Here is a 14,696-nt window from a genome sequence, read left to right on the forward strand (position 1 = left end):
TTAAGGTTTGTCGCTATTTAACATGTCATCGTGTTCGGCCATATCCCACGGAAGTTCCCCTGGGCTGTTACCTAAAAAGTGCAAGTAATTCTCAAATTGATCAAGAATGTCCTTCACAATATCATCTTCACTGTAGCCATATACATCGTAAGATAACCCACCGCGGCGTAAGAAAACATCTGCCTTGTAATACATCTCGGAGTTATCAGCATCCGGTTTTAGCTCTGTATAGGCAAAGCTTGGCATTGGGTGCTCAGTAAGGCGAATATCATACACAAAATCAACATGTTCATGGCGTAGTACGGTTAAATGGGCGCGGCCTAAGTCAGTATCAAAATCTACCTCGGCATGCCACTGGCGCGCTTTTAATTCTGCTTGTACAGCTTGCATTGCTTGTACCACCACACTACTGATGAAGGTATGCACTTTTTCCTTATTCGGATAATTAACCATAGCGGCTAACCGGCGCTTCCAATGAGATAGGTTAACATTACGGCTATTGAGCGCATGTGCTTGTAAGCTCGTATCGCGATGGCCTTCAATGGTAAGTGCGCGCCAAAGTCCCGCGGTTGCAATAAGCATAATAATAGCAAAGGGTAGGGCACTGGCTATTGTCATAGTTTGTAGTGCACTTAGCCCACCTGCTACTAATAAAACAGCAGCCACAGCGCCTTCAAGCACAGCCCAAAACACCCGTTGCCATGCAGGCGTATCAATACTCCCGCCAGAGGCGAGGGAGTCAATAACTAACGAGCCCGAGTCAGATGAGGTTACAAAAAAGGTAATAATTAAGATAACCGTTAGTAGCGAAATAATAAACGATAACGGTAGCACTTCAAATAATTGAAATAGCGCAACGGCATGGTTTGCTTGAACATCGGTTATTAAAGTATTAAACCCTTCATTCATTATTAAATTTAGCGCGGTATCGCCAAATACAGAAAACCATAAAAAGGTAAAAATAGTCGGAACTAGCATCACGCCCACAACAAATTGCCTAATGGTTCTGCCGCGGCTAATTTTAGCGATAAACATACCAACAAAGGGTGCCCACGCTATAGTCCAGCCAAATATAAATAGGGTCCAGTTACCAATCCAATCACTACGGCTATAGGCTTGTAAATTAAAAGTACGCTCAACAATACCACTGAGGTAGCTGCCGGTATTTTGTAAAAACGATTCAAGAATATGAATAGTCGGGCCAATAAAAAACACAAAGGCCATTAATGATACGGCGAGTGTCATGTTTATTATAGATAAACGCTTCACTCCTTTATCCATACCTGCCACCACAGAAAGCGTTGCCGCTGCGGTAATAATAACAATAGCGGTAATTTGTACCGTGGTATTAATAGGGATGCTTGGCCATAAGTAGTGCAACCCGGCATTAATTTGAGTAACCGAAAGCCCTAACGTTGTGGCAATACCAAATAGCGTGCCTAATATGGCAAACACATCAACAGTGTGTCCAATAGGGCCATATATTTTATCACCAATAAGTGGATACAAGGCTGAGCGAATAGACAGCGGAAGGCCGTGGCGAAATGCAAAGTAAGCAAGCACTAAACCAACAATCCCATAAATTGCCCATATATGAAAACCCCAATGAAAAAATGCAATTTGCATAGCCTGCTTAGCGGCATCAACGGTTTCTGCGGCGCCCGCGGGCGGAGATGCATAATGGAGCACGGGTTCTGCTACACCAAAATAAAGTAATGCGACTCCGTAACCGGCCGAAAATAGCATGGCAAACCATTCGCCAAAGCTGTATTGCGGTTGCGCATGATCAGGCCCCAGCTTGATATTTCCCCAGCTGGAGGCGGCAACACAAACGATGAAAACTAAGAAGATGGCAACTGATAACATATAAAACCAGCCAAAGGTTTCTGTTATCCACTTGAGGGCGACACTGAATGCTTGCCCTGCCAGTTCAGGGTTGCTACTTGTACCAATGACCAAAAGCAGAATAATAAATACCGCGGGCAAAAATACCGGTAGCAAAATAGTTGAGCGTAAAGCAGTTTTTGTCATATTAATCCTTAATATTAATTGCTAACTTTCAAGTATGCTTTACTACCTTATTATATCTTGGGTGTGTTGGCTAATTCAGTCGTTTGTTTGTAAACGTATATTGCTTTGAATTAAGGTTGAGTTGAGCACAGAGAAACCCAACGGTTTAGCTATTTAAGAGATAAACTCTAATCTAAACAGAAAAGCTCTAAACCCAAAGGGCTTAGAGCTTTCTTAATTTTGCTAAAACACTAAGCTTTAATGTGTCGTTGGGTTTCGTTTCACTCAACCCAACCTACGTTTAACACCAATCAGCTTAGGGCTTACAGCTAAAAGCTTATCGCTTCTTTTAATCATCAATTGAGCGTAGTAGGGCGTTGATGCCTACTTTTTCGCGTGTTTGTTGATCTACCTTTTTCACGATAATTGCAGCGTATAGGCTGTGAGTGCCATCTTTTGATGGTAATGCACCTGGCACAACTACAGCGCCTGCAGGTACGCGGCCGTAGTGAATTTCGCCGGTTTCACGGTCGTAAATACGGGTGCTTTGGCTAATGTAAACGCCCATTGAAATAACAGCGCCTTCCTCTACTACTACACCTTCAACAATTTCAGAGCGTGCGCCAATAAAGCAGTTGTCTTCAATGATGGTAGGGTTAGCTTGTAGTGGCTCTAAAACGCCGCCTATGCCCACGCCGCCCGATAAGTGTACGTTCTTACCAATTTGTGCACACGAGCCAACAGTTGCCCATGTATCAACCATGGTGCCTTCATCTACAAATGCCCCAATGTTCACATACGATGGCATAAGTACGACGTTTTTACCTACAAAGCTGCCTTTACGTGCTACAGCATTTGGCACTACGCGCATGCCACCTTGCTGAAATTGCTCCGGTGTGTAGTCGCTAAATTTAAGCGGTACTTTATCGTAAAACTGGTTTACGCCGTCGTTCATTGGTTGGTTATCGCGAATACGGAACGATAATAAAACGGCTTTTTTAAGCCATTGGTGTACGACCCATTCGCCTGATATTTTTTCAGCAACACGGGCTGCGCCGCTATCAAGAAGCTCTAGTGCGTCAATAATCGCTTGTTTTACATCGCTAGATACGCTGCTTGGGCTAATGCTATCGCGGTTATCCCAGGCGTTTTCTATCATGGTTTTTAAATCTGACATGGTGTGTCCTTATTCTGTTTCGGCGTTGAATTTTTTACGTAATGCCTGATGAATTTTGGCTTGCTCTTCATCAGTCAGCGCTTGGTATTCGTTATTTGATACGACAAAGAAATCCTCTGCACGTTCACCTACCGTTGTAATACGGGCTGCGTGAATGTGTAATAAATGCGCTTGGAAAACTTCGGCAATTTTAGTAAGTAAACCAGGTATATCAACAGCTTGAATTTCTATTAGGCTGCGATCTTTACGGGCATGAGGGCGCAGCACTATTTTAGGTTTAATATTAAAGTCTTTAAATCGTTGCGAGCGATTCTTTTTAAAGCGTATTTTTTTACGTGGTTCGCTAAGTGCTTGCTCAAGCCCACGTTTAATTGACTGAGCACGGCTACTTGCAATAGGGTCGCCGCTCACTTCAAGTATTACAAAGTTAAATAGGGCGTAGCCATCTTTGGTAGTAAGCACTTGAGCGTGTTGTATTTGCGCCTTTTTAGAACCAATTACGCTAACTAAACGAGCGAATAACGGCCCAGAATATGGGCTATAAGCAAACACTTGCGTGCCACCATGCATTGCTTTATCAGAAACAATGACACTGGGTAGGCTTAAGTCTGCGCATTTTAATAAGTGCTCGGTTTGCCATGATATTTGCTGCTCGCTAAAGGCAGTAAAGTAATTGGCTTTAAAGCGGCTCCAAATTAAATCAATTTGGTTTTCTAGGTAGCCCAAATTAAGTAAGCGCTGTTTAGCTTGGTGTTTTTTATCGCGTATTTGGTCGCGTTGATCCATCGGGTTTTCAAGCCCTAGGCGTAATGCGCGCTGAGTATGTAAGTATAACTCGCGTAGTAGAGTGTTTTTCCAATCATTCCATAAGTTGTCGTTGGTCGCGCGTATATCGGCAACGGTTAAACAATAGAGGTAATCGAGTTGGCGCTCTGTTTTTACGCGCGAGGCAAAGTCTTTAATAACACCTGGGTCATTTATGTCTTTACGCTGCGCAGTAACCGACATAAGTAAATGGTTACCAACTAGCCACGATATAAGCTTGCCATCAGATGATGGGAAGCCATGTAATTTAGAAAAAGCAATGGCATCCACTGAGCCTAGCTCTGAGTGATCGCCGCCACGCCCTTTAGCAATATCATGAAAAATACCCGCTAAATAAAGCAGCTCAGGCTTATCCATTCGGGTTACTATTTCACTACAAATAGGAAACTCGCTCACTTTAGATTTATCAAAATATTGGTAAATATTATTGATTAATTTATGGGTGTGCTCATCTACTGTGTAGGCATGAAATAAGTCAAATTGCATTTGCCCAAATATATTACGCCATTGTGGTAAATACGCGGCCAACATGCCATGTTTGTGCATGAGCGTGAATGCGCGGCCCATGCCGTTAGGGTGTTTTACTATACGCATAAATGCCTCGCGGCACGCTGCGTAATCTTGTAAGTCACCTAATAGGCGCCTGCGTACTTGCCTAATGGTACGAATAGTACTTGGGTAAATATGGGTAATTTCGGGGTTGTCGGCAATATGCTCAAACAAAACAAAAAGTTGATCGCGTCTAAAAAATACCGATGGGTTTTTAACCCTAATTTGGTGCCCAACGCGTTCAAAGTCTTTGTCTAATTCAATCACTGGCGCTTCGCTGCTCTCTGGCATAATACTTTCTTCAAAGTACGATAGCAGCATTTGGTTAAGCTCGCGTACGCGGCTCATTATTCTAAATAAGCGTTTCATCATACGCTCAACCGAGGCTTTACCATCGCTACCAAAGCCAAGTATTTCAGCTGTGTGTGGTTGATGGTCAAACAACAAACGGTTTTCTGAGCGCCCAGCGGCTAAATGCAGTGCAAAGCGAATATTCCAAAGGTTTTCTAGGCACTCCGAAAGCTCCTGAAACTCTTCATGCGTTAAGTAGCCGTGGCTAATTAGCTCTTGTAGGGTTTCGGCTCTAAAGTGCTTTTTAGCAACCCAAATAATGGTTTGTAAATCGCGAAGGCCACCGGGGTTTTCTTTTATGTTTGGCTCTAGGTTGTAAGCAGTACCGTGGCACTTTTTATGGCGTAGGTTTTGCTCTTGCACTTTGGCTACAAAAAACTCGCCTGAGCGCCAAACCGGGGTTTCTATAATATGCGTTTTAAGTTTTTCAAACTCAATGTGATTACCAAAAATGAGCCTGCTTTCGAGCAAGCTGGTGGCAAAGGTAACGTCTTCACGTTTTTGCTCTATGGCTTGTTCAATAGTACGCACACTGTGGCCTATCTCTAAATTGAGATCCCATAGCATGGTAACAAACTGGCCTATTTTTTCGCATATTTGCTCGCTAGGCGGCTGCGTAACAAGCAATAAAAAGTCAATGTCGGAGTAGGGGTGTAGCTCGCCACGGCCGTACCCGCCCACGGCAATAAGGGCAAGATCAGGCTCGTGAGCTAAATCGTAAACATGAAACAGTTTAATTAGCAGGCGGTCTATAAACTCAGCCCGGGCATTAATTAAATTACCAACTGGTTGCTTAGAAAATTCGTTATGTAACCACTTATAAAAATAGCTAGAACAATCGCGATAATCGCTCAGTTGCTCAGCATCGCTAAGCAAATTTTTTACTTTGTTGGGTAATGCCACGTGGGCTGGCTCCTTATTGAACCGTTAGCATTGATAAATAACCTGAACGTTAAGTAATAAGTCAATCCCCAGCGGCTATTTTCAGTGTTAACAGTGTTGAATCGACTTGCAAATAGGCTCGCTATTTGGCGCGTCAATTCGATTTGTTTTCACTGAAAATCTCCAGCTTGGGAATAATAAAATAAATATTACATATAATTCAGTATGTTATTAAATATATTAACCCGATTAGAGGTTAAATACTTTTATCAAGTGGCTCGGTATTTATTAGTGTTCGATAATCCTGTCGATAGTATCATCTGATCGCAGCGTTAAAATTTCAACACCATTTTCAGTCACTAATAGGGTGTGTTCCCACTGTGCAGACAAACTGCGGTCGCGTGTAACTACAGTCCACTCATCTTTTAAAAGTTTACACTGGCGCTTACCTGCGTTAACCATTGGCTCTATTGTTAAACACATACCGGCTTTAAGTGTTTCGCCAGTACCTGCTTTACCGTAGTGCATTACTTGAGGCTCTTCGTGAAATTCGCTACCAATACCGTGGCCGCAGTATTCACGTACAATTGAGTAGTTAAAGCTCTCTGCGTATTTTTGAATTGCTTCACCAATATCGCCTAAGCGCACACCTGGTTTTACCATTTTAATGGCAAGGTATAAGCTTTCTTGTGTTACTTGTGCAAGGCGTTTACCTTGAATGTTAGGCGTACCTACATGAAACATCTTTGAGGTGTCGCCGTGGTAACCGTCTTTAATTACGGTTACATCAATGTTGACGCTATCGCCATCTTTTAGCGGTTTGTCATTTGGAATACCGTGGCAAATTACATGATTTACAGAGGTACAAACCGACTTAGGAAAACCGTGGTAATTTAGTGGCGCAGGTATGGCATCTTGCACATTTACAATATAATCATGACAAATTGTATTTAGCTCATCAGTAGTCACACCTGGCACTACATGTGGTTCAATCATTTCAAGTACGTCTGCCGCTAAACGCCCGGCTACACGCATTTTTTCAATTTCTTCAGGGGTCTTGATCACAGCGCTCATTGAGGCTCCAAAGTTGCGTTTTTTAACATTTATCGTCGCACAAATTTTGCACGCGACGTTGAGTATTTAATTTTAATATGGTATAAAGCGCGCCGTCTTTTTACAAATAAATTCTTAAATGATTTTTTGTATTTAAGGCAAACACAATTTTATTTTAACACACACACGTATCGTCACATACACTTGGGTGCATTTGAAGTTTAAATACTTCGGTGTTGGTGCTATGGGATATGTGGAGGCCTAACCCTAAACTACATAGAGGATTTACAAAATGGCAAACGTTTCAATGCGCGATATGCTTCAAGCTGGTGTTCACTTTGGTCACCAAGCACGTTACTGGAACCCTAAGATGAAGCCTTTCATCTTCGGCGCACGTAACCGTGTACATATCATCAACCTTGAGCAAACAGTACCAATGTTCAACGACGCACTTAAGTTTTTATCAAGTGCTGCTGCAAACAAAGGTAAAGTTCTTTTCGTTGGTACTAAGCGCGCAGCAAGCGAAGCAGTTAAAGAAGCTGCTTTACAAAGCGACCAGTTCTTCGTTAACCACCGCTGGTTAGGTGGTATGTTAACTAACTGGAAAACAGTTCGTCAGTCAATCAAGCGTCTTAAAGATCTTGAAGCTCAAAGCCAAGACGGTACTTTCGAGAAGTTAACTAAGAAAGAAGCGTTAATGCTTACTCGCGAAATGGAAAAGCTTGAAAAGAGCCTTGGCGGTATCAAAAACATGGGTGGCCTTCCAGACGCTATCTTCGTTATCGATGCTGATCACGAGCACATTGCTATCCGTGAAGCAAACAACCTAGGTATTCCAGTTGTTGCAATCGTTGATACTAACTCTAACCCAGACGGTGTTGATTACATCGTACCTGGTAACGATGATGCTATCCGTGCAATCAACCTTTACACTAGCTCTGTTGCAGCTGCTATCACTGAAGGTCGTGAGAACAACATCGTTGCTCAAGCTGAGAAAGACGACTTTGTAGAAGCTGAGTAATTAGCTGTCATCAAGTCTTCATCTTTTTAAGGTGAAGACTTGCTATTCTTGTAGAGCGGTTTACCCGCTTATCTAATACCTGATTTCAGATTTGAGGATTTACTAATGGCTGTAACTACTGCCCTAGTTAAAGAATTACGCGAGCGTACTGGCGCTGGCATGATGGATTGTAAAAAAGCGTTAACTGAAACTGATGGCGACATCGAGTTAGCGATTGAAAACATGCGTAAGAGCGGTGCTGCAAAGGCTGCTAAGAAAGCAGGTAACATTGCTGCTGAAGGTACTATCATCATCAAGCAAAACGATGGTGTTGCAGTACTAGTAGAAGTTAACTGTCAAACTGACTTCGTAGCAAAAGACGAAAGCTTCTTAGCGTTTGCTAACAAAGTTGCTGACGCTGCTATCGCTGAAACAATCACTATCGAAGATTTACAAGCTAAGTTTGAAGAAGACCGTGTTGAGCTAGTAACTAAAATTGGTGAAAACATTAACGTACGTCGTCTTCAGTACATCACTGGTGAAACACTTGTTGAATACCGTCACGGTGAGCGTATTGGTGTTGTTGTTGCAGGTGTTGCTGATGAAGAAACACTTAAGCACATTGCAATGCACGTTGCTGCTTCAAACCCAGAGTACTTAACGCCTGAAGATGTACCTGCTGACGTTGTAGAAAAAGAAAAGCAAGTTCAAATCGACATCGCGATGAACGAAGGCAAGCCTGCTGAAATCGCTGAAAAAATGGTTGTTGGCCGCATGAAGAAATTTACTGGTGAGGTTTCTCTTACTGGTCAAGCTTTCATCATGGAGCCTAAAAAATCTGTTGGCGAAATTCTTAAAGAGAAAAACGCAACAGTTACTAGCTTCGCACGTGTAGAAGTTGGTGAAGGTATCGAGAAGAAAGAAGAAGATTTTGCTGCTGAAGTTGCTGCTCAAATTGCAGCTGCAAAAGGCGAGTAAGATTAACTATTTGTGATGCATAAGGAAATTAGATGCCATTAAAGTACTATTTGCTTTTGCGTCACGCTTAGAAATTCTTTAAAATAACCGCGCTTTTATGTTTATCATAAGCGCGGTTATTTTTTACCCATAATTTAATAAAAAGTTGGCCCCAATACTATGACTATCAATCGTAAACCTATTTTTAGACGTGTTCTTCTCAAATTAAGTGGTGAAGCTTTAATGGGAGACGAAGGCTTCGGCATCGACCCAAAAGTGCTAGATCGTATGGCCCAAGAAATTAAAGAGCTGGTAGAACTCGACGTAGAAGTGGGTTTGGTTATCGGCGGTGGTAACTTTTTACGTGGCGGATCACTAGCAGAAGCTGGCATGAACCGCGTAGTTGGTGACCACATGGGTATGCTTGCAACCGTAATGAACGGCCTTGCAATGCGTGATGCACTACACCGTGCATTTGTTAATTGTCGTTTAATGTCGGCAATCCCTCTAAACGGTGTATGTGATGCATACAACTGGGCTGAGGCAATTAGCTTATTAAAATCTGGCCGCGTTGTTATTTTTGCAGCAGGTACGGGTAACCCGTTCTTCACTACCGATTCTGCTGCGTGTTTACGCGGTATTGAAATTGAAGCCGACACTGTAATTAAAGCGACTAAGGTTGATGGCGTATTTAGTGATGATCCGGTTAAAAACCCAGAAGCCACGCTTTACCGTCACTTAAGCTACAATGAAATTATTGATAAAGAACTAAAAGTAATGGATTTAGCGGCGTTTACACTCGCTCGCGATCATAATATGCCATTGAGCGTATTTAACATGAATAAATCAGGCGCCTTAAAACGCGTAATTATGGGTGAAGAAGAAGGCACACTTATCTCTTCACAAGCCTCAGATGAAGTAATCAAATAATTAGGATTAAACCGTGATTAACGATATTCAAAAAGATGCGCAAGAGCGCATGCAAAAAAGTGTAGCAGCACTAGGTAGTCAACTATCAAAAATTCGTACAGGTCGTGCTCACCCAGCAATTTTAGACGGCATTATGGTATCGTACTACGGTGCTGATACACCGCTTAACCAAGTGGCTAATGTAACGATTGAAGACTCTCGTACGCTGGCTATCGGCGTATTCGATAAGTCTTTAGCGCAAGCTGTAGAAAAAGCAATTATGGCGTCTGACTTAGGTTTAAACCCTATGTCTGCTGGTACAGTAATTCGCGTACCACTTCCTCCGCTTACAGAAGAGCGTCGTAAAGATTTAATTAAAATTGTACGTGGCGAAGTTGAAAGCGGCCGTGTTGCTGTGCGTAACATTCGTCGTGACGCTAATGGCGATGTAAAATCTTTATTAAAAGATAAAGAAATTTCTGAAGATGAAGCGCGTCAAGCAGAAGATACAATTCAAAAGCTTACAGATAAATTTATCAAAGAAATGGATGCACAACTAACAGCGAAAGAAGCTGAATTGATGGAAATCTAAACAGCTAAATAACCTCAATGCAGGTTATGAAATATATTAGTTTTGAAACGCCGTCTAGGGTATACTAGGCGGCGTTTTTTTATGGAATACTCAATATTTATGGTTCTAGACGCTGATACAATTTCACAGCAATGTTTACCTAAACATGTCGCCATCATCATGGATGGTAACGGGCGTTGGGCGCAAGCTAGAAATAGACCTCGTGTGTTCGGGCATAAAAAAGGCGTGGACGCAGTTCGTCAATCTGTTCAGTTTTGTACTAAATTAGGGATACAATCGTTAACCTTATTTGCTTTTAGTAGTGAAAACTGGCGCCGCCCCGAAGACGAAGTAAACACTTTAATGGAGCTTTTTTTGTTTGTTTTAACAAAGGAAGTAAAAAAGCTTCATAAAAATAATGTAAAACTGACCATTATTGGAGATTTATCACGATTCTCTGAAAGTTTACGTAGCAAAGTAAACGCTGCGCATGAGCTAACAGCAGATAACACCGGTTTGCATTTAAACGTGGCCGCTAATTATGGCGGTAGATGGGATATGGTAAATGCAGCAAAGCAACTAGCACTTCAAGTTGCAAACGGACAACTCAAGGCAGAGGATGTTACAGAAGAGCGCTTAGCACAGCATATGAGCATGGCAGACCAAGCGGAGCCGGATTTACTAATTCGCACGGGTGGTGATGTTCGTATTAGTAACTTTTTACTATGGCAAGCTGCTTATGCGGAACTTTACTTTACCGAAACTCTTTGGCCTGATTTTAATGAAGCAGCATTTGCTGAGGCCATTGCATGTTACGTTGCCAGAGAGCGACGTTTTGGTTGTACGGGCGAACAAATAAAACAATTACTCGCTCAAACCTAAAATAGAATAAGGGTCACTATTTTGTTAAAACAACGAATTTTAACCTCGGTTGTATTAGCGCCGTTAGCGCTAGCCTTGGTTTTTTATACTCCACTAACATTGTTTAGTTATTTTGCCGGTATTATTGTTTTACTTGGCGCGTGGGAGTGGTCTGCTTTTATGGGCCTATGCACAAAATTAAAACGTGGTGCGTTTGTGGTGTTAATTGGCGCGTTATTGGCGCTGCTAAATTTACATTGGCCGATTGAATCACTGTGGCAAAACGGCCAGCTGGTCGGGGATGCAAATTACTTATTTACGCTCTCGTTTGCTTGGTGGATTGTGGCCAGTTATTTAATTTGGCGCTACCCAGCCATGGCCAAAGCATGGAACGAAGGCTTGGTAATGCGCGGCATTGCCGGGCTGCTTACTTTAATTCCACTTTGGCTTGCACTCAATACCTTACGTAGCGCGCAATACGCTGAATCAACGCACTTTGGCTCGGTACTGATTTTAGTGGTACTTGGTATTGTGTGGAGCGCCGATGTAGGGGCTTATTTTACAGGCAAAAGTTTTGGTAAGCACAAGCTCATGCCAAAGGTGAGCCCAAATAAAACCATCGAAGGCCTAGCAGGCGGTGTGGTTGCATCGATTATATTTGTTTTAGCTTTTTGTCACTTTACCGGTGTGGATTTTGCTGTATGGCCTATTTATGCCGTAATGACCGCCTTTATAGCTTTGTTTTCGGCTGTCGGTGATTTACTCGAAAGCATGTTTAAACGTGAAGCCGGCCTAAAAGACAGTGGTCGCTGTTTACCCGGCCACGGCGGCATTTTAGATAGAATTGACAGCTTAACCGCAGCAGCCCCAATGTTTGTAATGTGCTATGCATGGACCTTGAGTTTATGAGCCAACAGCAACAACTTGTTATTTTAGGCGCTACAGGTTCAATTGGGTTAAGTACATTAGATGTTATAGCGCGAAACAAAGCGCTATTTAACGTATTTGCCCTCACTGCAGGCCACAATGCAAAAAAAATGGCTGAGCTGTGTATTGAGCACGAACCGTTATATGCGGTTATGGCCACACAAAGCGCTGCAGAGCAATTATCATCGTATTTAAATAATACGCCATGCCAAACCTTAGTAATGCATTCACAGCAGGCTATGAGCGATTTATGTGCGCATCCCGATGTCGATACCGTCATGTCAGCTATTGTTGGCGCTGCCGGCTTACTGCCCACACTAAGCGCCGTTGAAGCAGGTAAAAAAGTACTGCTTGCCAATAAAGAATCGTTGGTTATGTCAGGGCAGTTGTTTATTGATAAAGTAAAACAGCATAAAGCCACGTTGTTACCTATTGATAGCGAGCATAACGCTATTTTTCAGTGCTTACCTCATTCACTCCAAAACGCAAATGCAGATCAAAATTTACAAGAGCATGGCGTAAGTAAAATATTGCTTACCGGCTCTGGTGGGCCATTTTTAACGCGCGATATAAATACCTTAAAAGAAGTAACAGTAAGTGAAGCCGTCGCTCACCCTAATTGGTCTATGGGGCAAAAAATATCGGTAGATTCAGCCACCATGATGAACAAAGGGCTTGAATTTATTGAAGCTAAATGGCTGTTTAATTGTGACACCAGCGATATTGATGTGGTGATCCACCCGCAAAGTATTATTCATTCTATGGTGCAATACCACGATGGCTCCATTTTAGCGCAAATGGGTAACCCCGATATGCGCACACCTATTGCACACGCACTCGCTTACCCAGATCGAATTAACGCGGGTGTAAAACCACTCAACTTTTCGGATATTTGTGATTTTTCGTTCACAAAACCTGATTTTGCGCGTTATCCAAATTTACAACTTGCTATTGATGCGTGCAGCGCAGGGCAAGGCGCAACCACAACGGTAAATGCAGCAAACGAAATAGCGGTTGCGGCATTTTTAAAAGGCCAAATTGGCTTTACTGACATTTATAAAATTAATGCACAAACGCTTGATGCGGCCACATTCACTAACGTACAAAGCCTAGATGAAATATTAGCGTGTGACCAACAAGCCCGCCAACGTGCAGCGGACCTAATAACAAAAGAGACTCATTAATATGTTAGATTTTTTTTGGAATCTTGGCTCGTTTATTTTAGCGCTGGGCATTTTAGTTGCTATTCATGAATATGGGCACTTTTGGGTGGCCCGTAAAATGGGTGTTAAAGTGCTGCGCTTTTCGATTGGTTTTGGTAAACCGCTTTTAAAGTGGCACGATAAATACAATACAGAATACGTAATTGCCGCTATTCCGCTGGGTGGCTACGTTAAAATGCTGGATGAACGCGTGGATGAGGTACCTGAAAATGAGCGCCATTTGTCATTTAACGCTAAATCGGTTCAGGCCCGTATAGCCATAGTGGCAGCCGGCCCGCTGGCTAATTTTTTATTTGCTATTGTAGCGCTGGCGGCTATGTACATGGTGGGAGTGCAATCGGTAAAACCTGTAGTGGGGAGTATTACCGAAGGTAGCAGAGCAGACCAGGCGGGCATTATGCCCTCTGAACAAATTATTAAAATTGGTGATGACACGATTGCCACCTGGCAAGATGCAACTTTTGCACTTATGTCGAGCTTAGGTGAGCAAAGCGTGCCCGTAGTAGTGCGTAACGAAAATTACCAAGAGCAAACAAAAATGCTTAACGTAGAGGGTTGGAAGCTCGATCAGCAAGACGTGCCGCCACTGAGTTCGTTGGGTATTGTACCGTTTAGACCGCAAGCCACATTAACCATTGCGGCTATTACTAAAAATTCAGCAGCCGAACTGGCTAATTTGCAGGTTAACGATACGATTATCGCTGTAAATGGTGAAACAATAAGCGATTGGCAGCAATTAGTTAATCTTATTACGCAATCGGCTAACAAATCTTTACAATTTAGTGTAAAAAGACAAGATAGTATAAATAGCGTAACAGTAACGCCTAAATCGCGCATTAATGAGCACGGTATTGAACAAGGGTTTTTAGGTGTTGCGCCGGTTGTTCAACCTTGGCCTGAGGGCTATGTTGAAACCCGAAGCTTTGGTCCGCTTGATAGTATTGCTCGTGGTTCCCAAGAGACCTGCCGCCTTATAACGCTTAGCTTTGACATGATTGGTAATTTAATTACAGGTCAGGTTTCGGTTAAAAATTTAAGTGGCCCTGTGGGCATTGCAGTTGGTGCAGGAACTAGCGTAAGCTACGGGCTAGTCGCCTTTTTAAGCTTTTTAGCGCTAATAAGCGTTAACTTGGGTGTATTTAATTTATTACCTCTGCCAGTGCTTGATGGTGGACACTTAATGTATTACATAATTGAACTTTTCCGTAAAAAGCCGGTCTCTGAAAAGACACAAGAATTTGGTTTTAAAGTGGGCGCCTTGCTGCTCATATTTTTAACATGTTTCGCTTTGTTCAATGATGTATCGCGTTTGTAGTTACAGCGTGACAATTACTAATTAGAACACGATTGTAAGCATCACTAATTATTAGTTTTGATGTTAAGCGGTAATACAGTTGTAAA

12 protein-coding genes are annotated in these 14,696 nt (G+C 42.5%); 8 read left to right on the forward strand and 4 right to left on the reverse strand.

What is annotated here, in order from left to right:
* The 4 genes from PSI06_RS04170 to map form a co-directional block, all read right to left on the reverse strand.
* Nucleotides 1–2,031 (reverse strand): BCCT family transporter, encoded by a 2,031-nt coding sequence (locus PSI06_RS04170; protein ID WP_004586914.1) that lies wholly within the window; start codon nucleotides 2,029–2,031, stop codon nucleotides 1–3.
* Between the two features lie 328 nt (nucleotides 2,032–2,359).
* Nucleotides 2,360–3,187, reverse strand: a complete 828-nt coding sequence (gene dapD, locus PSI06_RS04175; RefSeq protein ID WP_064386073.1) for a 2,3,4,5-tetrahydropyridine-2,6-dicarboxylate N-succinyltransferase — start codon at nucleotides 3,185–3,187, stop codon at nucleotides 2,360–2,362.
* A 9-nt stretch (nucleotides 3,188–3,196) separates the two neighbouring features.
* Nucleotides 3,197–5,815: a [protein-PII] uridylyltransferase gene (glnD, locus tag PSI06_RS04180; protein WP_273603196.1), complete on the reverse strand. Its 2,619-nt coding sequence runs from the start codon at nucleotides 5,813–5,815 to the stop codon at nucleotides 3,197–3,199.
* Between the two features lie 267 nt (nucleotides 5,816–6,082).
* On the reverse strand, nucleotides 6,083–6,901 hold the full coding sequence (map, locus tag PSI06_RS04185; protein ID WP_223230592.1) for a type I methionyl aminopeptidase: 819 nt from the start codon (nucleotides 6,899–6,901) through the stop codon (nucleotides 6,083–6,085).
* A gap of 238 nt (nucleotides 6,902–7,139) precedes the next feature.
* Between map and rpsB the strand changes: the two genes are divergently transcribed.
* From rpsB to rseP, 8 genes are all read left to right on the forward strand, one after another.
* Nucleotides 7,140–7,868 carry a 30S ribosomal protein S2 gene (gene rpsB / locus PSI06_RS04190; protein ID WP_004586918.1) on the forward strand — a complete coding sequence of 243 codons (729 nt, stop codon included), beginning with the start codon at nucleotides 7,140–7,142 and terminating at the stop codon, nucleotides 7,866–7,868.
* 105 nt (nucleotides 7,869–7,973) lie between these two features.
* Nucleotides 7,974–8,825 (forward strand): translation elongation factor Ts, encoded by an 852-nt coding sequence (gene tsf / locus PSI06_RS04195; RefSeq protein WP_004586919.1) that lies wholly within the window; start codon nucleotides 7,974–7,976, stop codon nucleotides 8,823–8,825.
* Between the two features lie 159 nt (nucleotides 8,826–8,984).
* The gene (pyrH, locus tag PSI06_RS04200; RefSeq protein WP_039972186.1) at nucleotides 8,985–9,734 is read left to right on the forward strand and encodes a UMP kinase; all 750 of its coding nucleotides are present in this window, start codon (nucleotides 8,985–8,987) and stop codon (nucleotides 9,732–9,734) included.
* A gap of 13 nt (nucleotides 9,735–9,747) precedes the next feature.
* On the forward strand, nucleotides 9,748–10,305 hold the full coding sequence (gene frr / locus PSI06_RS04205; RefSeq protein ID WP_004586921.1) for a ribosome recycling factor: 558 nt from the start codon (nucleotides 9,748–9,750) through the stop codon (nucleotides 10,303–10,305).
* Nucleotides 10,306–10,386: 81 nt separating this feature from the next.
* Nucleotides 10,387–11,166 (forward strand): isoprenyl transferase, encoded by a 780-nt coding sequence (locus tag PSI06_RS04210; protein WP_273603197.1) that lies wholly within the window; start codon nucleotides 10,387–10,389, stop codon nucleotides 11,164–11,166.
* Between the two features lie 21 nt (nucleotides 11,167–11,187).
* Nucleotides 11,188–12,054 (forward strand): phosphatidate cytidylyltransferase, encoded by an 867-nt coding sequence (locus PSI06_RS04215; RefSeq protein WP_004586923.1) that lies wholly within the window; start codon nucleotides 11,188–11,190, stop codon nucleotides 12,052–12,054.
* Nucleotides 12,051–13,256: a 1-deoxy-D-xylulose-5-phosphate reductoisomerase gene (ispC, locus tag PSI06_RS04220; RefSeq protein ID WP_273603211.1), complete on the forward strand. Its 1,206-nt coding sequence runs from the start codon at nucleotides 12,051–12,053 to the stop codon at nucleotides 13,254–13,256. The genes PSI06_RS04215 and ispC overlap by 4 nt, the downstream gene beginning before the upstream one ends.
* Nucleotide 13,257: 1 nt before the next feature.
* On the forward strand, nucleotides 13,258–14,610 hold the full coding sequence (rseP, locus tag PSI06_RS04225) for a sigma E protease regulator RseP (RefSeq protein WP_273603198.1): 1,353 nt from the start codon (nucleotides 13,258–13,260) through the stop codon (nucleotides 14,608–14,610).
* Nucleotides 14,611–14,696: the final 86 nt, after the last annotated feature.

The organism is Pseudoalteromonas sp. GABNS16E (assembly GCF_028598715.1).
In the GTDB taxonomy this organism is placed as follows: Bacteria; Pseudomonadota; Gammaproteobacteria; order Enterobacterales; family Alteromonadaceae; genus Pseudoalteromonas; species Pseudoalteromonas atlantica.